Raw genomic sequence first — 25,394 nt, forward strand, 5'->3', positions numbered from 1 at the left:
TTTTTGTTTTTATAAGCTTTCAATTGCTTTTTGAATTCTCTTGATTGTTTCGTCTCTTCCAATGAGTTCCACGATATCAAATAGGTGAGGACCTTTAAGAGCTCCCACTAAACTCAAGCGGAATGGTTGCATTACTTTTCCCATTCCAATTTCATTTTTGGCCATCCAATCTTTAACTAATGTTTCAATATTGGCTGAAGTAAAATCAGTTATTTCTTCCAGAACCGAAATCAATTCTTGCATTAAAGCTGGTGTTTCTGGTTTCCAGTTTTTGGATGCTTTTTCATCATAAGCTGTTGGAGCTACAAAAAAGAAATCACTCAAATCCCAAAATTCAGAAACAAAATGAGCACGTTCTTTTATCAAAGAAGAAATTCTTACCACATCAAATTTTGAAACTTCAATTCCTTTTGATTCTAAAATAGGGGAGAAGGTTTTCGCCAAATCTTCGTCTTTTTGCTTAATCAAATATTGGTGATTGAACCATTTGTTTTTCTCAGGATCAAATTTAGCGCCCGCTTTATGAACTCTGTTTAAATCAAAGGCTTCTACTAATTCTTCTAAAGAATACAATTCTTTGTCAGTTCCGTCATTCCAACCCAATAAGGCTAAGAAGTTAATCACTGCTTCAGGGAAAAATCCTTTTTCTCTGTATCCAGAAGAAATCCCTTCTTCTGTTTTCCATTCTAATGGGAATACCGGAAATCCAAGTTTATCGCCATCACGTTTCGATAATTTTCCGTTTCCAATTGGTTTTAAAATCAAAGGTAAATGTGCAAATTCAGGTGCATCCCATCCAAAAGCTCTGTATATTAAAACGTGTAACGGCATAGATGGCAACCATTCTTCACCACGAATTACGTGTGTTGTTTCCATTAAATGGTCATCAACAATATTGGCTAGATGGTAGGTTGGCATTCCATCACTTTTAAACAAAACTTTATCATCTAATAAACTAGTTTCAAACTTAACTTCACCACGAATAATATCATGTAAATGCAATGTTTCGTTTACTGGAGTTTTAAAACGGATCACATAATGTTCACCATTTGCAATTCTTTGAGCTGTTTCTTCTGCAGAAATTACAAGAGAAGTATCTAGTTTTTCTCTGTTTGTATGATTGTAGATGAATGTTTTTCCTTGTTCTTCTTGTGTTTTTCTTTCGGCATCTAAGGCTTCGGCGGTATCAAATGCATAATAAGCCCAATCAGAATTTATTAATTGGTCAGCATATTGTTTGTAAAGGTGTTTTCTTTCGCTTTGACGATAAGGACCAAATTTTTCATTTTTCCCAATGGTTTCATCAGGAGCAATTCCTAACCATTCTAATGCTTCCATGATATAAGCTTCGGCACCAGGAACAAAACGATTTTGATCTGTATCCTCAATTCTTAAATAGAAAGTTCCACCATTTTTTTTGGCAAAAAGATAATTAAATAATGCGGTACGAACACCGCCAATATGTAAAGGTCCTGTTGGACTTGGTGCAAAACGCACTCTTACTTGCTTTGACATTGTAGTAAATTTTAATGCAAATATACGTTTTCAATGTGTGAATCAGAAAATTTGATAATCAGATAAAGAGTTGAAATCAAATTAAGCTTCTAAACTGTACGATTAATATATTTTCTAATTATCTCATTGGCAAATTATCCCATTAAAATTATTACTTTTATTGGTTATAAAATCTTAATTGCAAATTTTGGAGCATTCAAATTTCATTTATCAAAAGTTAGAAGCTTTTATCAGGAAGTTTTATATTAATGAATTGATACGAGGAGTAGTATTCTTTATCGGTTTAGGACTTTTATATTTCTTGTTTACGCTTTTTATTGAGTACTTTCTTTGGCTGAAACCAATGGGAAGAACCATTTTATTTTGGACTTTTGTTGGAGTAGAAGCCTTCCTTTTTTTCCGTTTTATTTTGTTTCCGATTTTTAAATTATTCAAACTTCAAAAAGGTTTGGATTACAATCAGGCATCAACTATTATAGGAAATCACTTTGTTGAAGTAAATGATAAATTGACTAATTATATTCAATTAGCGAATTTAGATCATCATCAAAATTCTGAATTATTGATGGCTTCGATAGAGCAAAAAGCAAATGCACTTCAGCCAATTCCTTTCGGAAATGCTATTAATTTTAATGATAACCGAAAGTATTTTCCGTTGGCAGTTATCCCTGTTTTGTTTTTTGTGTTCTTTTATTTGTCAGGAAATAATGCAGTGATTTCTCAGAGTTTTAATAGAGTAATGCATTTTAATGTTGCTTTTACTCCTCCGGCTCCTTTTGAATTTGTTGTAATGAACTCTAATTTGCAAACAGAGCAAAATAAGGATTTTATTCTTAAGATTAAAACCGTTGGAAATATTGTTCCTGATAATACGATGATATTTATAAATGGCGAAAGTTATTTTATGGAGAGCGTAAGAGCAGGAGAGTTTCAATTTAAAATTAGTAGACCATCGGAGAATATTTCATTTTATTTGAAAGCGAATTCCGTTTCATCTAACGATTATGAACTAAAAGTTATAGCCGTTCCTTCGATTTCTAATTTCGAAATGCACTTAAATTTCCCTTCTTATTTGAATAGAAAATCGGAAATTCTAAAAGGAACCGGTAACGCTGTCATTCCCGAAGGAACTACCGTAACCTGGAAAATGGATACCGAAGCAACTCAAGAAGTTGATTGGTCTAATGAAATTGCCCATTTTCCTTTTGCTAAAGTTGAAAAGAGCTTCACTTTGTCAAAAAATATAGTTAATAGTACTGAATATCAAATTTTTACTTCAAATAATAAGGTTCAAAAGTACGAAAAGTTGAATTATCAGCTTACTGTGGTCAAAGATCAGTTTCCTTCTATCAATGTAAGCAATACACCAGACAGTTTGAAGGTTGTAAGTAACTATGTCGTGGGTCAAATTGCCGATGATTATGGTTTGTCTCAACTACAGATTGTTTATTATGAAAGGAACAAACCAGAAACTGCTAAACGTGGAACAATTGCTATAAAGAAATCTACATTCGATCAATTTGTGTTTGCTTTTCCATCTAAGCTTCCCGTTGTTCAAGGTGTATCTTATGATTATTATTTTGAGGTTTTTGATAATGATGCGCTTCATCATTTTAAAAGTAGTAAATCAGTTGTGTTTTCTAATAGGATTTCGACTGATGAAGAAAACGCTGATCAGGTTTTGAAGCAGCAAAATGAAAACATTAGTGGATTAGCAAAATCGCTTAAAAATCAAAATAAGCAAATTTCAGAAATTGAAAAACTGCAAAAAACAGGAAAAGAGAAGGAGCAATTTGAATTTAAAGACCAACAAAAAGTAAATGATTTTATCCAGCGCCAAAAACAACAGGATGATATGATGAAAGAATTTGCTAAGAAAATGAAAGATAATCTAGATAAATTTAAAGCTGATGATAAAGATGAATTCAAAGAAATACTTGAAAAACGTCTTGATAACGCCGATAAGGATTTAGAAAAAAACAAGAAATTATTAGAGGAGCTTAAAGAATTAAACAATAAAATTCAAAATGAAGATTTACTTAATAAGCTAGATAAATTCAAACAGAACAGTAAAAACCAAACAAAGAATTTACAGCAATTAGTTGAACTGACCAAGAAGTATTACGTTGAAAAGAAAGCGGAACAGCTTTCGGATAAATTAGACAAACTTTCTGATAAGCAAGATAAATTATCCAATGCTGATAAAGAAAATAAAGCAGAAAAACAGAAAGAGATTAATGCTGCTTTCAATAAGATTCAGGAGGAATTAGAGGATTTAAGTAAAGAAAATAAGGATCTAAAATCACCATTGGATTTGCCTAAGGATGCAGCTTTGGAAAAAAGCATTGATGAGGATTTAAAGAAAGCGGTAGATGAACTTCAAAAAGAAAATGCTGCCAAGGCAAAACCAAAGCAAAAGAACGCTTCCAAAAACATGAAAGCAATGTCTCAGAAAATGAGTCAAGGTTTAGAAGGAAGTGAGAAGGAACAGATGGAGGAAGACGTAAAAATGTTGAGACAAATATTAGATAATCTATTAGCTTTTTCTTTGTCGCAGGAAGATGTCATGAGTCAGTTTAAAAGTTTAAAAGCCGGATCACCTGGTTTTAATAAATACATAAAACAACAGCAAAATTTAAAACAACAGTTCAAACATGTTGATGATAGTTTATTTGCTATGTCTTTGCGCAACCCTAAAATCGCTGAAGATGTAACTAAGGAAATTGGTAATGTTCATTACAATATCGATAAATCTTTGGAGTCTTTAACGGATTCTCAAGTTGGAAAAGGAATTTCGCACCAGCAGTATTCTGTTTCTTCGGCTAATAAATTAGGTGACTTTTTGAGTGAATTACTTTCTAATATGAAAAGCTCCTTAAGTGGTATGGGTAAGGGAAAACCAAAACCAGGTAATAGTTCGGGTATGCAATTGCCAGACATTATTAAAAAGCAAGACGGGCTTGGTGATAAAATGAAAGAGGGTATGGATAAAGCCCAGAAACCTGGTAATGGAAAAAAAGAAGGTTCTGGTGAAGGTTCTAAAAGCGGAAAAGCTGGTTCTCAAAACGGGGATGATGGGGAAGGAGATGCACAAGCGATAATGGAAATATATAAAGAGCAACAACAGCTAAGGGAAGCTTTGGAAAAAGAATTGAATAAACAAGGTTTAGGTTCTAGTGGGCAAGCTGCTTTGGATAAAATGAAACAATTAGAAAAACAACTTTTGAATAAGGGTTTTAGTAATGAAACGATGCAGAAGGCTTTTAATATTAAGCAAGATTTGTTAAAACTCTACACTGCTGTAAAGGAGCAAGGTGAAGAAAATAAGCGACAATCAGAAACCAATAAAAAGGAATTTAGTAATCCTTCTAAAGCCTTGCCGGACTCATTGTTAGATTATTTGAATAGCATAGAAATATTAAACAGACAATCATTACCTTTGCGCTCCAATTTTAACCTTAAGGTTCAAGAATATTTTAATAAAAAATGATCAATTTTAACTACGAAAACGAATTTACTTTAGAGAACGAAGAGGCAATTGCTAAATGGTTATCTGATGTGATTGTGTCCGAGAATAAGAAAGAAGGGGAGATAAACTATATTTTTTGCGATGATGAATATTTGCATAAGATCAATCTGGAGTATCTTAATCATGATACTTTGACAGATATTATCAGTTTTGATTATACGTTGGGGAATGAATTACACGGAGATGTTTTTGTTTCTGTAGAGCGTGTTCAAGATAACGCCAATGATTTTAATGTTCCTTTTGATGTCGAATTAAGACGCGTATTGGTTCATGGTATCTTGCATTATTGTGGATACAAAGACAAAGGCGAGGTAGAAGAGCTTATGATGCGAGCAAAAGAAGATGAAAAATTAGCGATGTTTCACGTGGAACAGTAATTAAACATCTTTATTGAAAGAGTAAATGTTTCACGTGGAACATTGGTTTGTTTTATTAGAAAGATAATAATATGTTTCACGTGAAACAAAATAAACGAATTAGGAAGTTGTGGTGTTTCACGTGGAACATTTGATTTTTAAACTGGTTCAAAGTAGGTGTTTCGAAAGAGATGGAAGATAAATTTAGATTCAAAGATTTGAACTTGTTCGAGTCTTTGAGTCCAACTCCCGATCCTCGGGAGTAAATTCATAAAGAAAAATGTTTCAAGAAGGATATGATGTAATTGTGGTAGGTGCGGGTCACGCCGGTTCAGAAGCCGCTGCGGCAGCAGCAAATTTGGGATCGAAAACCCTATTGGTGACAATGAGTTTGCAAAACATTGCGCAAATGTCTTGTAATCCTGCGATGGGTGGAATTGCCAAAGGTCAAATTGTTCGTGAGATTGATGCCCTTGGCGGATACTCAGGAATTGTTTCGGACAAAACTGCCATTCAGTTTAAGATGCTGAACAAGTCCAAAGGACCTGCGATGTGGTCGCCAAGAGTTCAAAGTGATCGTATGCGTTTTGCAGAGGAGTGGAGATTGATGTTGGAGGCGACGCCGAATTTAGATTTTTACCAAGAAATGGTAAAAGGATTGATTATCGAGAACGGAAAAATAAAAGGAATACGCACTTCGCTTGGAGTGGAGATAAAGGCGAAATCGGTTGTCTTGACAAATGGAACTTTTTTGAACGGTTTAATTCATATTGGTGAAAAACAATTTGGTGGTGGTAGAGCGGGTGAAAGTGCCGCTTATGGAATTACCGAAGACTTAGTTAATGCCGGTTTTGAAGCAGGTAGAATGAAAACCGGAACGCCTCCCCGTGTTGACGGACGTTCTTTGGATTATTCGAAAATGAATGAGGAGAAAGGAGATGCTAAACCGGACAAGTTTTCTTATTCGGATTTGACAACGCCATTGGTTCATCAAAGATCTTGCTATATGACGTATACTTCTTTGGCGGTTCATGATATTTTGAGAGAAGGATTTGATCGTTCGCCGATGTTTAACGGAAGAATAAAAAGTCTTGGGCCAAGATATTGTCCTTCGATTGAAGATAAAATAAATCGCTTTGCCGATAAAGAAAGACACCAATTGTTTGTTGAGCCTGAAGGATGGAATACATGTGAAGTTTATGTAAATGGTTTTTCTACATCGCTTCCGGAAGATATTCAATATAAAGCTTTGAGTTCTGTAGTAGGATTTGAAAAAGTGAAGTTTTTCCGTCCAGGTTATGCAATCGAATATGATTATTTTCCGCCAACACAATTGAAACATACTTTGGAAACGAAGTTAGTGGAAGGTTTGTATTTTGCAGGGCAGATAAATGGAACGACCGGTTATGAAGAAGCAGCTTCTCAAGGATTGATGGCTGGAATTAATGCGCATTTAAAAGTGCATGAAAAAGCGCCTTTAATTTTAAAAAGGGATGAAGCTTATATTGGTGTTTTGATTGACGACTTAATTACCAAAGGAACGGAAGAACCTTATCGAATGTTTACTTCTCGCGCCGAGTACAGAACATTGTTGCGCCAGGATAATGCCGATTTTAGATTAACGCCTTTGTCGCACGAAATTGGTTTGGCTTCAGAAAAGCGTTTGCGTCGTATGGAGCATAAATTGAACCAATCTGAAAAAATGGTGGCTTTTTTCAAAGAGACCAGTATTTCTGTTGCCGAAGCCAATCCTATTTTAGAATCTAAAGGAACGGCGCTTATTTCGCAAGGGGATAAAATGTTTAAAGTTTTCTCTCGTCCGCAAATTGATTTGGAAGATATATTGAAATTTGAAAAGGTTAAAACATATATTGAAGAAAACGACTTGGATCAGGAAATTTTGGAGCAAGCCGAAATTCAAGTGAAATATTCTGGTTATATCGAGAAAGAAAGAAATAATGCGGATAAACTGACGCGCTTGGAAGATGTGAAAATCCCAGCTGATTTTGATTATAATAAAATAAAGTCAATGTCGATAGAAGCAAAACAAAAATTGAGCAAGATTCGTCCTGTAACTATTTCTCAGGCTTCACGTATTAGCGGCGTTTCCCCGAGTGATGTTTCGGTGTTGTTGATTTATATGGGAAGGTAAAGCAGTGTTCAATATCATTTTAACTGATTACTAAAAATCTGATGACTGAATACTAGTTTTGTTCCACGTGAAACTACGGCCGAAAGCCTTGTTATTACTGGGAAATTTGTTTTAAAAAAAATAAATAAAAAACGAGCAATAGGTATTTTATCTGTTGCTCGTTTTGAAAATAATGTGAATTTTAATATATAATTTTTCGGCTTCATATTTATTGACAACCGAAAACTATTGACTATAAACTAAAAATGGATATTTCAAATAAAAAGCATTTCCTTAGCGTAAAAGACCATTCTGTTTCAAAAGAAACATTCGATTTGTATCATGATGAAACAATGGATATGTTGATTACATTTCCACAACCAAGTTTAGAGAACTTAGGGAAATATTACGAAAGCGAGGATTATATTTCGCATACCGATAACAAACGTTCTTTATTTGAAAAAGCCTATCATTTCGTAAAAGGCATCGCGCTTAAAAATAAATTGAATTTAATAAATGCGCAGCAACCAGCTAAAGGACGAATTTTAGATATTGGTGCGGGTACTGGAGATTTTTTATCGGTTGCCAAGCAAAACGGTTGGGAAACGATAGGAGTGGAGCCTAGTGCAAAAGCAAAAAAAATTGCAAAAAACAAAGGCATTTCATTTGTTGAAGAAACTTCGGAATTAGAAAGTAATTCTTTTGATGTGATCACGATGTGGCATGTTTTGGAACACGTACCTAATCTTGACAATCAGATAAAAGAATTGAAACGATTGTTAAAACCAAAAGGGACTTTGATTATTGCAGTTCCTAATTTCAAATCTTTCGATGCAAAATATTATGGTGCTTTTTGGGCAGCCTATGATGTACCAATTCATTTTTGGCATTTTTCTAAAAAAACGATAAAAATACTTTTTGAAAAAGAAGCAATTGAATTAGAAAAAGTACTCCCTATGAAATTTGATTCTTTTTATGTGAGCTTGTTGTCAGAAAAATATAAATATGGCAAAATGAATTTTGTTAAAGCCTTTTTTATAGGATTGCAATCAAATTGGAAAGCAAAGCAAAATTTTGAGTATTCATCACACATTTATGTGTTGAAAAATAGCTAAAATCGATTTTAAGGCGGTTTTTAAGGTTGATTTCATTCGTGACGCTAAATTATGTGTCAATTTTTAAGGAAATCGCTTAAATCACAGCTGATGAATCCATTTTTTATAAAGTAAAATTATATCTTTTTTGCTTTTAATAATAAAATCTAATAGTGTCCTTTTTAGGCATTTTTCAATCTTTTTTAGGATACTATCTATTTTTTTATATTTTTGTCGTACTTACATAAAATTAGAAATAAACCAAAATGAAAAAAGTATTATTAATTATCGCAATTTCTATTTCAGTTGTTGCTTGTGACAAAGCAGCGGAAGTTAAAGAAGTTAAAACAGCTTATGTAGATACTTCGGTATTAATGAAAGAATACACAGAAGCAAAAGATCTTGAAGCTAAGTATAAAGCGCAGTCTGAAGAAAAAGGAAGACAGTTGGAAGCAGAAATCAATCGCTTTAAACAAGATGCTGCTAATTTTCAAAGTCAAGCACAGGCAAACGGTCAAGCTTGGGCACAACAAAAAGGTGCTGAATTACAAAAAAGAGAGCAACAATTGAGTTATGCTCAACAAGCTTTAGCTCAGCAATTGCAACAGGAAAGTGGAGTAGAAATGGACACTTTAGTAAGTGGTGTAAAAAAATTCATCAAAGCTTATGGTAAGGAAAAAGGTTATTCTTATATTTATGGAACTGGTGATGCTGCAACAATTTTGTATGCTGAAGACAAATTTGATATCACAAAAGAAATTTTAAAAGGATTAAATGACAAATACAAATCGGCTGCTAAAAAGGACGAAAAAGTAGAGGTTAAAAAATAATTTTTCTATATTAATTCAGAAAAGAACCTTCATCTAGATTTTAGATTGAAGGTTTTTTTTTGAACTTATTTCAGCTTTTGGTTTCGATCTGAACTTAGATAATTAGTTCAAAAAAACAAAAAATGTTACTTTTTAATAAAAATAGGGATTCTAATTTTCAATAATTTAGCAATCTTATTTACAAGTCAAATGCAAACAATATCCGAAGCTGCTGCTTATACATTACAGTTTATCAACCAGACACAACGTTCTATTTTTCTTACCGGAAAAGCGGGAACGGGTAAAACCACGCTTTTGCGTGAAATTATTCAAACTACGCATAAGAATACGGTGGTGGTTGCGCCTACGGGAATTGCTGCATTAAATGCCGGTGGAGTTACGATTCATTCTATGTTTCAATTGCCTTTTGGTGGTTTTATACCTTCGTTTGGTGTTGAATCTCATTTTTCGGAAACGGTAAAGTTTGAATCTAAGGATACTTTGCGCAGACATTTTAAAATGAATGGCTTAAAAAAATCGGTAATCAGAAATATGGAACTGCTGATTATTGACGAGGTGAGTATGTTGCGCGCTGATTTGCTTGATGCTATGGATTACATGATGCAAACGGTGCGAAAAAAAACGACTCCATTTGGTGGAGTTCAAGTTTTATATATAGGAGATTTACTACAATTACCACCAGTTATTCGAGATGAAGAATGGAAAACCTTAAGGAATTATTACAAAGGAAAGTTTTTCTTCCATTCGCATGTGGTGCAACAAAATCCGCCTTTGTATATTGAATTGTCCAAAATTTTTCGTCAAACGGATGACAAGTTTATCGCTGTTTTGAATAATTTGCGCAATAACCAGATTTCTAAAGAGGATGTCGAAGTGCTCAACGAATACGTAAAACCCGACTTTGATTTAAAAACCAACAAAGGTTATATTACGCTTACAACCCATAATGCAAAGGCTGATACCATGAATGCGCAGGCTTTGGAGGATTTAGAAGGAAAGCTGACGATTTATAAACCGGACATTGTGGGCGATTTTCCCGAAAAAATTTTCCCGGTTGATGAACAACTTCAATTAAAAATTGGTGCTCAGGTGATGTTTGTAAAAAATGATCTCTCTGCAGACAAGAATTATTTCAACGGAAAAATGGGCGTTATCAAATCGCTTTCAAGCCAAGAGATTCTAGTTCATTTTCCAGAGGAAGACAAAACAATTGAAGTCGAAAAATACGAATGGCAGAACATCCGATACAAAGTGGATGAGATGACTAAAGAAATCGAAGAGGAGGTTTTGGGTACTTTTGTTCATTATCCGATCAAGTTGGCCTGGGCGATTACGGTGCATAAAAGCCAGGGACTGACTTTTGACAAAGCAGCGCTCGATGTTTCGCAGGTTTTTCTGCCCGGACAGGCGTATGTTGCATTGTCGCGTTTGCGTTCGTTAAACGGGCTTATTTTGCTTTCTCCGCTGCGTATGAACGGTATTTCTAACGACCAAGACGTGATGGATTATGCGCTGAATAAAGCTTCGGAGGAATTGTTGAAGAATTCATTGCATTTTGAAACCAAAAATTTCATCCATAATTACTTGATTAACAGTTTTGATTGGGCTGATTTGGCTCAGGAATGGCGCAACCATAAATTCAGTTATTCGGATAAATCAGAAACTTCGGGAAAATCTAAGAATGCGCTTTGGGCAACTAAGCAAATGCAGGCCATCGATTCGCTTTTAGATCCATCCCAAAAGTTCATCCAGCAATTGAATAAAATCTTTGCCAGTGAAACCGTCGATTTAATTCATGTTTCGCAGAGAATTGAGGCGGCTTTCAGTTATTTTTGGTCGCCAATGGACGATTTGGTTTTTGAGGTACTTTGGAAAATAGAGGAAGTAAAACGAACCAAAAAAGCAAAAGCCTATTATGAGGAATTATCGGTGCTCGAAGAATTGCAGACCAAGGCGGTTTTGCGATTGATGAAGGCGAAACTCCTGATGGACGTAGTCATTTCAGGCGAAACGATTTCGAAAGAGAAATTGACTTCAGACGAAATAAAAAAATACAAATCCCGAAAAACGGAAGTAATTGCAGCGCAGTTCAAGAAGTTAAACATCAGTTTGATTGAGGATGACAAGGATGTAGAACGTTATACTTCAAAAAAATCCGCTCCAAAAGCGCCAAAAAAATCAACCGTAGAGGAAACTTATGATTTGTGGCTACATAAAAATTCGATTCAGGACATTGCAAGAATCCGAAAACTGACCACACAAACGGTTGAAAGCCATTTGGTAAAACTGATTCAGTCCAAGAAAATTGCCGTTAGAGACGTAATGCCACAAGATAAAATTGAGGAATTGAGCGAAGCTTTTAAATATTACAAAGAAGAATCGCTGAGTGGAATGAAAGAACAATTTGGTGAAAGATATACCTGGGACGAATTAAGGATGTTTAAAGCAAGTTTAAATTAATTACATGGTAATTCTCGGAAAGAATATAAAAACGACGTTATCGGGCAAAATTTTGGCGTCTATCGCCTTTCTTTTGTTAGTCTTGGTTATTGCTTGCGATTCAAAAAAAGAATCTAAGGCGAACTCGGTTTTTTACGAAGCGGTCAATAACAGAGATACGGCTCTTCTATCGATTGTTACAAATGGGTTTAGTTTTAACGGAAACTATGAAATAATTTACGGCAATAAAGCGATAAAAGATTCGGGTGATGTAAGCGGGAAAATTAAAGGAGATACGCTGATAGGCACTTACAATTACAAATCCTATGGTGGCAGTTGGAAACGGTTGCCTATAGCTTTTTTGAAAAAAGAGAATAAGCTAATTTTAGGTAATGGAGTGGAAGGTGGTTATATGGGCTTTGTTTATTTTAATCCGGAAGTTCCTCTTGATTTTAACTCTCCAAAATTTATATTCGAAAAAACGAAAGATTCTTTGATTAAAAACTAAAGCTTTTTCGAGCCTTTTAAATATAAAAAAACCTATTCAGAACGAATAGGTTTTTTGTATTATAGTGATTCAATCAAAAGCCAGGCTTCAGGATTGTCCTTTTTTTGAATTTCTGTTTTTGCTTTTTCAGCTTCTGCTAAAGTACTGTAGCTTCCATAGACAACAGGGAAAAGACCGTGTTTGTTTGGCGCCAGACGTTTGGCTTTGTATCCTTGATTTGATAATTTTTCGAAGCTTTTTTGAGCATTTTTTTCTTCTCTAAAAGCGCCTGCCATTACGTGATAAGGCATTTTTCCTTCTTTTATTGAAAGTGTTACTGCCGGCATAGGGCTTTTTATAAAGAAAGTAGCTTCTTGTATTTTGTTATTTACTTGTTTTTGAACTGCCGTTTCGACAAGCAAAGTTTCAGTTGCCATTTGATTTTGGTACACGCTATAACCAATACTTCCGGTTAATCCCAATCCCAGAACAAAAATTGCCGCATATCTTAAATACGGTCTGCTTTTTCTTTCTTCGGGCTCTAGGTTAATTACGGTATTCTCCTCGATTGCTTCTAGTTTTTGCTCGAAGATTTCTCTTTTTACAACAGGCGAAACAAAAGAACTTAAACCAAAAGAACTCGATAAATAATTGGTTTGGTCCGAAGGAATGAAAACTAAGTTTTTATCTGCATTCAGCCTAATATCTCCAACGTTTTTAATCGAAATCGATTCGTTTTCCAACAATATTTTTTTCCAGTTCAATACTTCATATTGAATGGCGCTTACGGCATAATCATAAGATGTTTTCTCAGATTGAGCAATATGATTGGCCAATAAACCATCGTTATTTTTAATGTAGGCATTAAAAGAAATCATTTTTTTTGGAGGAAAAAATGAATTTTCGCTTTCAATCCACTGAGCCGATTGAGTTTCAGTCAAAAATGCTCCGAAACCAGGAACGGTAACACATTGATAACGATATAAAAGCTGGGCGATGTAAGGTTGGATGTTCATACTTACAAAGTTATACAATGAAAATAGTTATCAAAATTTTATTCACAATTTTTATTAACAATTCCCGTAAAAAATGTATACTTTTCATAAACAATTGATTAGCCAAAAAAATCGAGGAAGTTCAGATTAATTTTTTTTTGTGATTCGGTTTGTATTTTGCTTGCACCAATGATAGTTTTTAAAATTATAATAGCATCTAAAAAATGAAAGAGCAGGATTTGTTTTATTTATTAGCCTTGCAAAGGGTAGAAGGTGTTGGCGATATTATGGCCAAGAAACTGTTGACGCATTGCGGCAGCGCAGAGGCAGTTTTTAAAACCAAAACGGCGCAGCTTTACGCCATTGATGGTGTTGGTTCGATGTTGTTGAAAAATTTAAAGGATAAATCCGTTTTTGACAAAGCCAATAAAGAGCTGGAATTCATTAAATCCAACGGAATCAATGTGGTCCATTTTCAAGACGAAAACTATCCCGATCGATTGAAGCATTGTATTGATGGACCGGCGTTGTTGTTCACTTCGGGAAATATCGATTTGAAAAACCGAAAAATTATCAGCATTGTCGGGACGCGCCAAATAACTTCTTATGGCTCGGAGTTTTGCCGAAAACTAATAGAGGATTTGGCTCCGCTTAATCCCATTATCGTAAGTGGTTTTGCCTATGGCGTGGATATTTTAGCGCATCAATTGGCTATGGAAAACAATTTGCAGACGATAGGAGTATTGGCGCATGGCTTGAACCAAATTTATCCCAAAACACATAAAAAATACGTGGCCAGAATGGAGCAAAACGGCGGTTTTATAACCGAGTTTTGGAGTTCATCTAATCCCGACAAAGAAAATTTTGTTCGTAGAAATAGAATAGTTGCGGGAATGAGCGAAGCAACAATCGTCATAGAATCGGCTGAAAGAGGTGGTTCATTGATTACCGCCAACATGGCTAACGATTATAATCGCGACGTCTTTGCCGTTCCGGGACGCACGACCGACAAGTACAGCGCAGGTTGTAACAACTTGATAAAAACCCAAAGAGCAAACCTGCTCAACAGTGCCGCCGATTTGATTTATATACTGAATTGGGATCTGGAAAAAGAAGTTAAACCCGTACAAAAACAATTGTTTATAAGCTTAGATGAAGACGAACAAAAAGTATATGATTATTTGCTGAAAACCGGCAAAGAACTGATGGACATTATCGCCTTGAATTGTGATTTTCCCATTTATAAAATCTCGGGTTTGCTACTGAATATGGAACTCAAAGGCGTAGTGCGGCCGTTGCCGGGGAAATTGTTTGAAGCAATATGAAAACAAAAACCCTTTCCGTTTTGAAGGGAAAGGGTTGTGAATATGTGGTTTGAAAATTAGATTTCATATCCCAATTTGGTTCTTACTCTTGCCAGAACGCCTTTGGCAACTTCTGACGCTTTTGCGGCACCAATTCTTAATAAGGAATCTACCTCTGCAAGATTGTTTATGTAGTAATTGTATTTTTCTCTTTCGGTTTTGAATGTTTCGGTAATTAGCTCAAACAAAGCTTGTTTGGCATGACCATAACCGTAATTTCCTCCTAGATAATTAGCTCTCATAGTCGCAATTTGTTCTTGATTTGCTAACAAAGCATAAATCGCAAAAGCATTGCAAGTATCCGGATTTTTTGGTTCTTCCAGTGGTGTGCTGTCGGTTTCGATGCTCATCACTTGTTTGCGCAAGGTTTTGTCATCAAGGAAAATATTGATGATATTGTTGGCTGATTTACTCATTTTTCCGCCATTAGTTCCTGGAATCAACATGCTGTCATCCTGAATTTTGGCTTCCGGAAGCACAAAAGTTTCTCCCATTTGGTGGTTGAAACGCGAAGCGACATCGCGCGTGATTTCGAGGTGTTGCAATTGGTCTTTTCCTACAGGAACAAATTCGGCATCATACAATAAAATATCGGCGGCCATCAACATTGGATACGAAAATAAACCGGCGTTTACATCGTCCAGTCTATCGGCTTTATCTTTAAAAGAATGTGCCAATGTGAGGCGTTGAAAAGGAAAAAAACAACTCAAATACCAAGATAATTCTGCTGTTTGTGGCACATCAGATTGTCTGTAGAAAACTACTTTATTCACATCTAATCCAAAAGCAAGCCAAGCTGCAGCAACGCTATAGGTGTTTTCTCTTAAGGTTTTTCCGTTTTTTATTTGCGTAATCGAATGCAAATCGGCTATGAAAAGAAAAGATTCGTTTTCAGAATTATTAGATAATTGTATTGCCGGGATGATCGCTCCCAGTAAGTTTCCTAAATGTGGGGTTCCCGTACTCTGAACACCAGTAAGTATTTTTGCCATTGTAATTTTTCTTGATCGCAAAGTTCGCAAAGTTTTTTATTTTTTATCGCAAATTTGAGAATTTTAAAAATTATCTTGATTTAGCTCTTTAAGTATATTTTTTTAATCTTTAAAAAGTTTTGAACGTGCTTTGACAAGCCTTCTTTGAGGTTACTAATTCACTAAGTCAATTCTTTTACCAAAAATAACATTCGATTTCCTATTTTTGGCATTATGAAAGGAATAAAAATAATCTTTTGGACTTTATGGCGGGTATGGTTTTATGTTTTAATGGCCATCCCGATATTGGTCATGTTTCCTTTTTTAATTCTTTCCATTTTATCTGAAAAAGGCTATCCTTATTTTTTCAAAATGGCGAGAATTTGGGCCAAATTCATTCTTTTCGGAATGGGATTTTTCTATAAAATTAATAAAGTTCAACCTCTCGATTTCCATAAAAGTTATATGATTGTTGCCAATCATACCTCGATGGCCGATATAATGTTGATGTTAGCGGCGGTTAAAAACCCCTTTGTTTTTGTTGGAAAACAAGAACTGGCAAAGATTCCCTTGTTTGGGTTTTTCTACAAAAGAACCTGTATTTTAGTTGATAGAGGTTGTTCAAAAAGCCGAATGGAAGTTTTTAACCAAGCACAGAAGAGAATTGACCGCGGCTTGAGCGTTTGTATTTTTCCTGAAGGCGGTGTTCCCGATGATGAATCGGTGTTGTTGGATTCTTTCAAAGATGGTGCTTTTCGATTGGCGTTAGAGCACCAAATCCCTATAGTTCCCATAACTTTTGCCGATAATAAAAAAAGACTTTCCTATACTTTTTTTAGCGGAAGCCCAGGATTAATGCGAGTTAAAATCCATTCGATTGTGGAAACTCATGGTAAAACTGGGGCTGACCGAAAAATAATTCGGGATGAAGTACGAGAAACTATTTATAACCAATTAGTCGAATTTGATTCGATAAATTAAAAATGATAACTAATTCCGGAATATAAGCCAATAAGAACGGGTTTAAAATTCCCGGAGTTATTAGAAAAAGTATTCAGTTGGTATTTTACCATTGGTTCAAAATTAAGTTGGAATGATTTCACAAACTTGTATTGAAAACCAATCCCAAAATTAGTGCTGAAATGCACTGAATTCAAGTTATTTGCCTCGCCCAATTTTAGATTAGCTTCGCTTGAAATTAATGATATTTTATTCTCTTCGAGGAACAAAGTACTGATTCCGCCAATGATGTTAATGCCTATTTTTTTATCCAAAATTGCATAGGAAAGCTCCAAAGGCACTTCATAATAGCCCATTTTTTGATTGATGGTTCCGCTGCTTGTTTTTTGCAGGTTTTTTTCAAAAGTCATCAGTGAATTTAAATTTGAGCTGTTATGAACCTCAATCAGAGCGTTAGTAGTGTAATTTACATTGGCTAAATTGTTATTCTTTAAACCCGTAGAATAGACAACATTGTTGGTGTTGTATCCCAATGAAAATTTATTGATTCCTGATCGCAAAGCCATTTTTTTGCTAATGGCATAATTGATGCCAACACCAAATCCAAGGCTGTTTTCGGTAGTTTTCGAGTTTTCTGAAAATTGTGGATCAATGCTCGAACCGTTCGAATTTGCGTTAGGATACATCGCGGCTATATTTGGTGTGATTTCCCACTTGTTTTTCCTTGCGGCAACTATTTTATTCTTTTCTTCTTCTTTTGTCTTTAAAAGCGCTTCTAGTTCGTTGGGGACGGCGGCTGAAGTTAAAGCCTGCTTGTCAGAATCTGTTTTTGCAATCGCTGAGTTTTCTTTTTCTTTTAATAATTCTTTTTTGATGTTTTGGTTTAAAATGTTATCAGAAAGAGTAGAATTTTTTGGATTGTTTTTTTCTGCAACAGCTAAATCTGATTTTAAATTTTCATTTTTGGTATCGGCTTTTTCTAACGATGGATTATTTTTACCGATATAAATCTTAGCAATGTTCTGATTCTTCGTTTTGCCAAGGGTGATTTTTGATTGTATAACAGCTGTAGTTTCTTTTTCATTTTTTTTGGTTTTTTCGGGGTCCGTTAGAGCAATTTTTGAATTATTTTTCAGGTAGATTTGGTTTTTTTCTCCCATTGTTTTAGTCGGAACGGTATCTTTATTGTCAGTCGAAGAATTCGAAGACTTGGTTTCTAAAACGATACTGTTTTTGGAATCATTATTTGTTTTGAAAACAGAATTCAAAGCAAAAAAGCCTAGAAAAAAGGCTGCAGCAATTCCGGTGTATTTCAGCCAAAGCGGAATTACTTTTCGTTCTTTTTTTTCCTCCTTCAAAGCGGCTTGGATGTTTGACCAAGTGTGCTCGTTGGGTTCTGTTTCAAAATCTTTGAATCTTTCTTGAAACAATCGGTCTATGTTTTTTTTGTTTTTCATTTTGCCGATGATTCGAATTTAATGTCTGTTAGTTTTTCAATTTTTTCTTTCAAAATCAATCGTGCTCTGAAAAGATTTGATTTTGTTGTTCCGGTTGTAATGTTTAGCATTTCGCTGATTTCCTTGTGCGAGTAACCGTCAAGGACATACAAGCTAAATACGATTCGATATTGATCCGGTAGTTCGTGTATAATTTGCAGTAAATAATCGAGGGATATTTTTTCATCGTCTATTTCGAGATCAACTTCGGCAATATTATCATCCAGAACTTCCATAAATCGGACGTCTTTGTATTTTTGTAATGCATTGTTTATGAATATTCTTTTGGCCCAGCCTTCAAAAGAGCCTTTGCTGCTAAATTGTTCAATTTTTTTAAAAACAATTATAAAACCATCCTGCAAATTATCTTGGGCATCATCATAATTACTGGAATATTTGAGGCACACCCCAAAAAACTTCTTAGCGAACAATTGGTATAACTGTTCTTGAGCTTTGGGGTGATTCTTTTTACAATCCGTAATTATTTGTTCTAATGCCACAGAATTGTTCTATTTTTTATTGAACTACTTGAATTTCTACTTCTTCAAATAAGTCTTTGTCTTCAGCATCTTTACCTTTGTAAAACTTAAAAATATAAGAACCTGTAGCAGTTACCGTAAAGTTAAATGAAGTTTCTGATAATGGTGGAATTTCAGTACCGCAAATTTGTTTGTCTTTTACCGCAGTTTGTACTCCTATTGTTCTCGTGTTTAAATCTTTACTGTAGTATATTCCTTGAAAAATATGACAAGCTGAAGGCTTTTGGTATTTTAATTTTATTTCATAGGTTTCGCCCAATTTAAAAGCTTCAGGAAGCGTATAACTTTCCACAGGAAGTACGGAATAGGTATATGTTTCTCTGTCACCACTATCAAGACTACAGCCTACTAAAGATGTGATTAACACTAAAAGTAACGCAATTTTTTTCATTTTTTTTCAATTTTAAAGTTAATAATTCATTGTTTACTTTTTATAAGATTGTACTTGATGAAAAAGGTTGCGTGAAAAAGGATTTTTTTTATCAAAATTAAAAAACGGAAAATAATTGGGTTGTCAAAACTCCAAAAAAAATGCTCGAAAATTTTCGAGCATTTTTAAAAATATTACAATAAAGACTATTAGTTTTCTGCTAATTCTTTTATTCTGGCTTTTATTTTTTCTTCAAGTTCATCCGCTAATTCCGGATTGTCTTTAATCAAAGATTTAACGGCATCGCGACCTTGTCCTAATTTGGTTTCACCATAACTAAACCAAGAACCTGATTTTTTGATAATTTCAAATTCAACAGCCAAGTCTAATATTTCGCCTGTTTTTGAAACTCCTTCACCATACATGATGTCAAATTCAGCCACTTTAAATGGTGGAGCTACTTTGTTTTTTACAATTTTCACTTTGGTTCTGTTACCCAATACGTTGTCCCCGTCTTTAATTTGAGTAGAACGACGAATATCTAAACGTACCGAAGCGTAAAATTTCAATGCATTTCCTCCTGTAGTCGTTTCCGGATTTCCAAACATTACTCCAATTTTCTCTCTCAACTGGTTGATAAAGAAAACGGTACAGTTTGTTTTGCTGATAGTTCCGGTTAATTTTCTTAACGCTTGAGACATCAAACGGGCATGTAATCCCATTTTAGAATCTCCCATTTCGCCTTCAATTTCACTTTTTGGAGTCAATGCGGCAACAGAGTCAATAACCACAATGTCTATTGCTCCTGAACGGATCAGATTTTCGGCAATTTCCAACGCTTGTTCCCCATTGTCCGGTTGAGAAATAATTAGATTTTCTATATCTACGCCTAATTTTTCGGCATAATTTCTATCGAATGCGTGTTCAGCATCAATGAAAGCAGCAATTCCTCCTGCTTTTTGAGCCTCAGCAATGGCATGAAGTGTCAAAGTAGTTTTACCAGAAGATTCTGGACCATATATTTCAATAATCCTACCTCTTGGATAGCCACCAACTCCCAAGGCTAAATCTATTCCTAAAGATCCCGACGAAATGGTTTCTACTTCTTCAATGGCTTTGTCGCCCATTTTCATCACTGTTCCTTTTCCGTAGGTTTTGTCCAGTTTGTCCAGCGTAAGCTGTAGTGCTTTTAATTTGGCTTCTTTTTCTGTACTCATCTTCTCTTTTACCTTTTCTTTCATTTGTATTATTTTATGTCTGTAAGAAATTGATTTGCAGGCCTTATTCTCCTGAAATTTCTTTTAAATATGATTTTTTGTGCTTGTAAAAATACTCCTTTTTTCGATTCAAATTTTCCGTATCTGAAATATTTAATTACAAAAAACGAGTTAAATTTATTTTTAGATAAATAATGCCTTCAATTCAGTAGCATCTTGAGGACTCATCTTGCCTGCCAAAACTAAACTAAGTTGTTTGCGTCTTAATGCGGCGTCAAAACGCTGTTTTTCTAGTTCCGTTTCCGGAATTATTTGTGGCACTTCTACTGGTCTTCCGGTGTCATCAACTGCCACAAAAGTATAAATTGCTTCGTTTGCTTTGGTGCGATTTCCAGATTGTCTGTCTTCTACCCAAACATCAATATAAATTTCCATCGAACTTTTGAAAGCTCTAGAAACTTTGGCCTCAACATTTACAACGCTTCCCAAGGGAATGGCTCTATTAAAGGCTACGTGATTTACTGATGCGGTCACGGTAATTCTTCGGGAATGTCTCCCGGCTGCAATACTCGCTGCTCGATCCATGCGGGCCAGTAATTCTCCGCCAAAAAGATTATTCAAAGGATTGGTTTCGCTTGGCAAAACTAAATCGGTTAATATAGAAAGGGATTCTGAAGGATGTTTTGGTGTCATTTTATTTGTCAATGTGAATGTTCTTTATTTTGTTTTTCTAGTTTAACCAATAGACAGCCATTACTGCCGGGATGAAATAGATAACTATGGTTCTGGCTCCGTCATAATCTTTTGCCAATCGTTGTCCAAAAAGTAACATAATCAAAGTTATACAGGAAAAAACGGCTCCGTAAAAACCAAAGATTCTGCCATCGTTTACCACTAATTGGATGCTCCCCACGATGCACAAAATACCGGATATTAATTCTAATATCAGAATATTTGCTAATGCCAAAGGCACTTGTTTTCTCAACGGAGTGTTGGCAAAATGCCCTTTTAACCAATCGATATTGTCTTTCCAATAGAATAGTTTATCGTATCCGGATTGAAGAAAAGAAATTGCCAAAAAGACTAAAATTAAAATAGAGGCTACGTTGTTCATAATTGTTATTTTTTATGGATTAAACGGGTTAGTTTTATGGATAAATCGGTCAAAATGATTTTTGCGTTTCCGTTGCGTTCCACATGATACATGGCGTCCGAAAGTTCTTTGAAAATATCTTGAATGTTATTGCCGTTTACAAATGGCGCAAAATTTTCTAGTTTAAATTTATCAACCTTAGGTTCAAAATAAACCAAATTTTTCGTTTCGTAATTGAGCAATAATGCCTGACGAAACATTTCGATGCAAAATTCTAGAAATTTCTTTTGCGTTTCTCTTCCTAAAGCAGCAATTTTTTCGCTCCAAAGAATTAAATCCTGGATGGCAGCAGCATCTTTTTTTGCCTTGAAAGCTGCACGAACCCAAGTCACAAACCATTGTTCAAATGGATGTTCTTCGTCGTCATCATGAAGTAAATGCAAAGCAATGTTGTAATTTCCTTGTGCCTGATGCGCAATTTTTGCACCTAATTTTGGGTCTGCCTTTTCTCGGGAAACTAAAGCTTCAGCAATGATAGGTTCGCTCAATCCATTAAAATGCAAGACTTGGCATCTTGATCGTATGGTTTGAATGATATCTTCTTCATTTTCAGAAATTAAAATAAAAAGCGTTTTTTCTGGTGGCTCTTCAAGTAATTTCAATAATTTATTCGAGGCAGCAATATTTAATTTATCGGCCATCCAAACAATCATAATTTTATAACCGCCTTCGTATGATTTCAAGGATAATGATTTCAGAATTTCCTGAGCATCATCGACCCTAATCTCGCCTTGTTTGTTTTGAACGCCCAGAATGGCATACCAATCAAACAAGCCTCCATAAGGATTTTGTAAAACGAATTTTCTCCAATCGGCTATGAAATCAATGCTTTTTGGGTTTTTTTTGACTTCTTCGGTGGTCACCGTGGGATAAGCAAAATGTAAATCAGGATGTGATAATTTTTGGAATTTTAAATTGCAGGATTCATTTGAACCTTGATTTTCTCCGTTTTGATTAGCGCATAAGATGTATTGGGCATAAGCGATGGCAGTGGCCAAAGTGCCACTTCCTTCTGGCCCCACAAATAATTGGGCATGAGGAATCCGGCCTAAATCGGCACTTCTTGTCAGATGACTTTTAATGTGTTCCTGCCCTAAAATTTCCGAAAATTGCATGAAGCAAAGATAGAAGAAAATGGGTTAGTCAAAAATTTTTGATTGTAAAGTTTTACGGTAGGAAAACTCAAAATTAATAACAGAAAAACACATTTGCTTAGAATATTGAAGCATTGATTGTGATAAATACTGTTTTTGTTGCCATATCTTGAATTCTTTTGATTAAAAGTATGATTGCTTTATCGAAATTTTTAATTGTTAGGACAATTACAGTTTTTAAAACAAAAGGGGTAAAAAATCGCTTCGAATTAACTGACGGTTTGTTGAAATAGGTTACTTTTTTGTGAGTATCCGAGGTTTTTATAAAACATTTTGTAGGATTTTTATTTTAATAAATTAAAGAAAATTTGAAGTCATTTTTTTTATTTGATTATGACAACTAAAAATAATAGGCGGGACAATTATTGGTATTTTAATTCTTCTCGTCTTTTTTTCTAAAACGTATTTTTACTAAAGTTTTTAGTAAAATTTTTAAATATAATTGCATACATGTAAATAAAACCCTACTATTGCAACTTTTAAATTTGTGAATCTAAGATAGATGTTTGCTGTTATGTTTTTTTTAAAAATAATATAATTTAAGGCGTGTAATTATTTGATTATTATAGGATTATAAATTCAGGTATTTTTTAAGTAAGTAATGATTGTTTTTCTTTTATCCGGATTTAATCTTAAAATAGTTTAGACGGAATTAAGAGCTTTTCTGTTTTTTAAAATCCATTTCCATAAATTTTAGGATAATTAATCTTACATTATTTTTTAAGGATAATTTAAGAAAAAAGACGATATATTGCTTATTTTGTCGGTATTAGACGTCTTTTTATTTAATTTGTAATACTTTTTCTAACAAACAATTGTTGATAAATGTTGTAAATTAATTTTAATTATTTAATTTTGTTTCTATAGATTAACTATTTAAGTTTAAAATATGAAGATCAAAGTTATTGTTTTAAGTGTTTTTTTATTCACTTCTGGTGTGGTTTTTTCACAAAATAAAAATGCTCCAAGAAGTATTATTAGTTCAAGTGCTTCAATTAAAAAGTACCACGGTTTGGACGAGTTAAAGGCGATGCAAAAAGGGGAGCTTTTGGAGCTTTATGTAGAACGAATACAAGTTCTTGTAAAAACCTTGCCATATATAGCCTTGGCTACAAAACCTGGTGTGACTATAGCTGATTTAGGTATTCCTAATAATCCTGATAACAGGAAAGCGATGGAAGGTCAAGCCGAAGGAACTAATTCTTTTCTTCAATTAACAGTTGATTTTCAAAGAAGGATGTTGCCTTATTCTGATAAAGATAATTTAATATCAGCTATTTTATTTTACGAGAATACAATGAAATCATTGCATGAATTCAATGATTTGTAGTCTATAATAACAGTGTTTCATTAGTTTTTTATTCAATAATATTATTAACAATTTACCTTTTGTCTTATGAAAAACATTACTAAAATTATTGGCGTGTTTCTTTTGATAACTTGCGGTGTAAATGCACAACAAGAAAAAGGAATAATAGGATCTAACAATTGGTTAAATAATTGGACGGAGTTTAAGCCTAATAAACAGGATTATGGTGAGGCTAATCGAATTTTAGCCGGAAATATTTCTGTAAACACAAAATTAGAAAAGAAAAATATTTACTTATTGCAAGGAAGTGTTTATGTAACTAATAATGCAACACTTACAATTGATCCGGGAACGGTGATAATATGTGACTCTGAATCTAAGGCTTCGCTTGTTATTACAAAAGGCGCTACTTTAATTGCTGATGGTTTACAAACGGATCCGATTGTTTTTACATCCAACAATAGCCTTAAAAAGGCAGGAGATTGGGGAGGAATAATCTTATTGGGAGATGCGCCTATTAATAAATTTGGTAGTGTTTCTTCAGTAAACTTTGACCTAAACCCTGCTTTAACTTCCTATGGAGGAGCAAATGCTGGGAGTAATTCAGGTATTTTAAGATTTGTAAGGATAGAGTTTGCTGGAGCAAAATTGAAAGGAACTGAAAATTTCAATTCTTTGCTATTGTGCGGTGTAGGAAATAAAACCATAATCGAAAATGTAATGGTTAGCTTTTCTGCTGGTGATTCCTTCGAAATATTAGGTGGAGAAGTTAAATTGAATAAGATGGTTTCGTTTAAATCAAGTAGTAATGATTATAAATTTAATTATGGAACTCAGTGTAATATCGATAATTCATTAGCCATTCGTTCTTCTTTTTTATCAAGTAAATTTGGTTCAAGATGTCTAGATATTGCGTCTTATGGCACTAAAGAAGAAGTTGATTTTACAAAAAAGCAGACACTAGTTGTTGCTACAAATTTAACCTTGGTTAATAATAGTGAAAACATAAGTGTTGATATCGAGTCGGGATTGGTTAAAGAGGCTATCTATGTTGGTGAGAATTCGGCTTTGGAATGTAGAAGAACAGTAATTTCTGGATTCAATCCGGCAGTATTATTGGACAGCAAAATGGAAATCAACGACAAGAATCTAAATAAAATAAAATTTGAACAAATGTATTTCAATTTCTGTAAAGGAAATATTTTTACTGAATTTGATTCAAATAATGAAGATTTAGAGAATTGGTATGGTAATAGTATTTTTTCTAATGTTTATTCTAAAAGTGACAATAAAGAAACTTTTATCGATTTTTTAAATGATAAAAGACCTGATTTTAGATTGAAAATAGGGAAAATTGTTGCTTCAAACGTTGATAAATAGTTTTCAGGTTTGATAGTTTTTGTTTTTAAACTTTAAGGAAGTGAAATTTAATAAATTACCTCTAAGTTATATTTGTTGATTATGCTAAATAAAGATCTGTTCAGC

21 protein-coding genes are annotated in these 25,394 nt (G+C 34.2%); 11 read left to right on the plus strand and 10 right to left on the minus strand.

Annotation, left to right across the window (positions count from 1 at the left end; all coding sequences use genetic code 11):
* Nucleotides 1–9: 9 nt before the first annotated feature.
* Nucleotides 10–1,515 (minus strand): glutamate--tRNA ligase, encoded by a 1,506-nt coding sequence (gene gltX, locus ACMDB5_RS04115; RefSeq protein WP_413999749.1) that lies wholly within the window; start codon nt 1,513–1,515, stop codon nt 10–12.
* Nucleotides 1,516–1,702: 187 nt separating this feature from the next.
* Between gltX and ACMDB5_RS04120 the strand changes: the two genes are divergently transcribed.
* The 7 genes from ACMDB5_RS04120 to ACMDB5_RS04150 all read left to right on the plus strand — a co-directional run bounded on the left by ACMDB5_RS04120 (nt 1,703) and on the right by ACMDB5_RS04150 (nt 12,402).
* Entirely contained in the window at nt 1,703–5,005 is a 3,303-nt protein-coding gene (locus ACMDB5_RS04120) for a hypothetical protein (protein WP_413999750.1), read from the plus strand.
* Nucleotides 5,002–5,421 (plus strand): rRNA maturation RNase YbeY, encoded by a 420-nt coding sequence (ybeY, locus tag ACMDB5_RS04125; RefSeq protein ID WP_413999751.1) that lies wholly within the window; start codon nt 5,002–5,004, stop codon nt 5,419–5,421. Before ACMDB5_RS04120 ends, ybeY begins: the two co-directional genes overlap by 4 nt.
* Nucleotides 5,422–5,680: 259 nt before the next feature.
* A complete protein-coding gene (mnmG, locus tag ACMDB5_RS04130) occupies nt 5,681–7,552 on the plus strand; it encodes a tRNA uridine-5-carboxymethylaminomethyl(34) synthesis enzyme MnmG (protein ID WP_413999752.1) in 1,872 nt (623 codons plus the stop codon).
* 245 nt (nt 7,553–7,797) lie between these two features.
* Nucleotides 7,798–8,646 (plus strand): class I SAM-dependent methyltransferase, encoded by an 849-nt coding sequence (locus ACMDB5_RS04135; RefSeq protein WP_413999753.1) that lies wholly within the window; start codon nt 7,798–7,800, stop codon nt 8,644–8,646.
* 245 nt (nt 8,647–8,891) lie between these two features.
* The gene (locus ACMDB5_RS04140) at nt 8,892–9,455 is read left to right on the plus strand and encodes an OmpH family outer membrane protein (protein WP_413999754.1); all 564 of its coding nucleotides are present in this window, start codon (nt 8,892–8,894) and stop codon (nt 9,453–9,455) included.
* A gap of 189 nt (nt 9,456–9,644) precedes the next feature.
* Nucleotides 9,645–11,915, plus strand: coding sequence for a helix-turn-helix domain-containing protein (locus ACMDB5_RS04145; protein ID WP_413999755.1), 2,271 nt, complete (start codon nt 9,645–9,647; stop codon nt 11,913–11,915).
* Nucleotides 11,916–11,919: 4 nt separating this feature from the next.
* Nucleotides 11,920–12,402, plus strand: a complete 483-nt coding sequence (locus tag ACMDB5_RS04150) for a hypothetical protein (protein ID WP_413999756.1) — start codon at nt 11,920–11,922, stop codon at nt 12,400–12,402.
* Between the two features lie 59 nt (nt 12,403–12,461).
* Here ACMDB5_RS04150 and ACMDB5_RS04155 read toward each other — a convergent pair whose 3' ends face one another.
* Nucleotides 12,462–13,397 carry an SPOR domain-containing protein gene (locus ACMDB5_RS04155; protein ID WP_413999757.1) on the minus strand — a complete coding sequence of 312 codons (936 nt, stop codon included), beginning with the start codon at nt 13,395–13,397 and terminating at the stop codon, nt 12,462–12,464.
* A gap of 203 nt (nt 13,398–13,600) precedes the next feature.
* Between ACMDB5_RS04155 and dprA the strand changes: the two genes are divergently transcribed.
* A complete protein-coding gene (dprA, locus tag ACMDB5_RS04160) occupies nt 13,601–14,701 on the plus strand; it encodes a DNA-processing protein DprA (RefSeq protein ID WP_413999758.1) in 1,101 nt (366 codons plus the stop codon).
* Between the two features lie 56 nt (nt 14,702–14,757).
* Here dprA and trpS read toward each other — a convergent pair whose 3' ends face one another.
* Complete coding sequence (gene trpS, locus ACMDB5_RS04165) at nt 14,758–15,732, minus strand: tryptophan--tRNA ligase (RefSeq protein ID WP_413999759.1); 975 nt, start codon at nt 15,730–15,732, stop codon at nt 14,758–14,760.
* A 213-nt stretch (nt 15,733–15,945) separates the two neighbouring features.
* Between trpS and ACMDB5_RS04170 the strand changes: the two genes are divergently transcribed.
* Nucleotides 15,946–16,692: a lysophospholipid acyltransferase family protein gene (locus ACMDB5_RS04170; protein WP_413999760.1), complete on the plus strand. Its 747-nt coding sequence runs from the start codon at nt 15,946–15,948 to the stop codon at nt 16,690–16,692.
* On the opposite strand, the gene ACMDB5_RS04175 is transcribed toward ACMDB5_RS04170, so the two are convergent.
* The 7 genes from ACMDB5_RS04175 to ACMDB5_RS04205 form a co-directional block, all read right to left on the minus strand.
* On the minus strand, nt 16,689–18,128 hold the full coding sequence (locus tag ACMDB5_RS04175) for a hypothetical protein (RefSeq protein ID WP_413999761.1): 1,440 nt from the start codon (nt 18,126–18,128) through the stop codon (nt 16,689–16,691). The genes ACMDB5_RS04170 and ACMDB5_RS04175 overlap by 4 nt on opposite strands.
* Nucleotides 18,125–18,667: an RNA polymerase sigma factor gene (locus ACMDB5_RS04180; RefSeq protein ID WP_413999762.1), complete on the minus strand. Its 543-nt coding sequence runs from the start codon at nt 18,665–18,667 to the stop codon at nt 18,125–18,127. Before ACMDB5_RS04180 ends, ACMDB5_RS04175 begins: the two co-directional genes overlap by 4 nt.
* Nucleotides 18,668–18,683: 16 nt before the next feature.
* Complete coding sequence (locus tag ACMDB5_RS04185) at nt 18,684–19,097, minus strand: hypothetical protein (protein ID WP_413999763.1); 414 nt, start codon at nt 19,095–19,097, stop codon at nt 18,684–18,686.
* 188 nt (nt 19,098–19,285) lie between these two features.
* Complete coding sequence (gene recA, locus ACMDB5_RS04190) at nt 19,286–20,293, minus strand: recombinase RecA (protein WP_414000357.1); 1,008 nt, start codon at nt 20,291–20,293, stop codon at nt 19,286–19,288.
* A 183-nt stretch (nt 20,294–20,476) separates the two neighbouring features.
* Nucleotides 20,477–20,986, minus strand: coding sequence for an acyl-CoA thioesterase (locus tag ACMDB5_RS04195; protein ID WP_413999764.1), 510 nt, complete (start codon nt 20,984–20,986; stop codon nt 20,477–20,479).
* A 37-nt stretch (nt 20,987–21,023) separates the two neighbouring features.
* A complete protein-coding gene (locus tag ACMDB5_RS04200) occupies nt 21,024–21,407 on the minus strand; it encodes a DoxX family protein (RefSeq protein ID WP_413999765.1) in 384 nt (127 codons plus the stop codon).
* 5 nt (nt 21,408–21,412) lie between these two features.
* Nucleotides 21,413–22,561, minus strand: coding sequence for an ATP-binding protein (locus ACMDB5_RS04205; protein ID WP_413999766.1), 1,149 nt, complete (start codon nt 22,559–22,561; stop codon nt 21,413–21,415).
* 928 nt (nt 22,562–23,489) lie between these two features.
* Between ACMDB5_RS04205 and ACMDB5_RS04210 the strand changes: the two genes are divergently transcribed.
* Together ACMDB5_RS04210 and ACMDB5_RS04215 are read left to right on the plus strand one after the other, a co-directional pair.
* The gene (locus ACMDB5_RS04210) at nt 23,490–23,930 is read left to right on the plus strand and encodes a hypothetical protein (protein ID WP_413999767.1); all 441 of its coding nucleotides are present in this window, start codon (nt 23,490–23,492) and stop codon (nt 23,928–23,930) included.
* Between the two features lie 66 nt (nt 23,931–23,996).
* Nucleotides 23,997–25,289 (plus strand): hypothetical protein, encoded by a 1,293-nt coding sequence (locus tag ACMDB5_RS04215; RefSeq protein WP_413999768.1) that lies wholly within the window; start codon nt 23,997–23,999, stop codon nt 25,287–25,289.
* Nucleotides 25,290–25,394 lie beyond the last annotated feature (105 nt).

It is taken from the genome of Flavobacterium sp. W1B, from assembly GCF_047344965.1.
In the GTDB taxonomy this organism is placed as follows: domain Bacteria; phylum Bacteroidota; class Bacteroidia; order Flavobacteriales; family Flavobacteriaceae; genus Flavobacterium.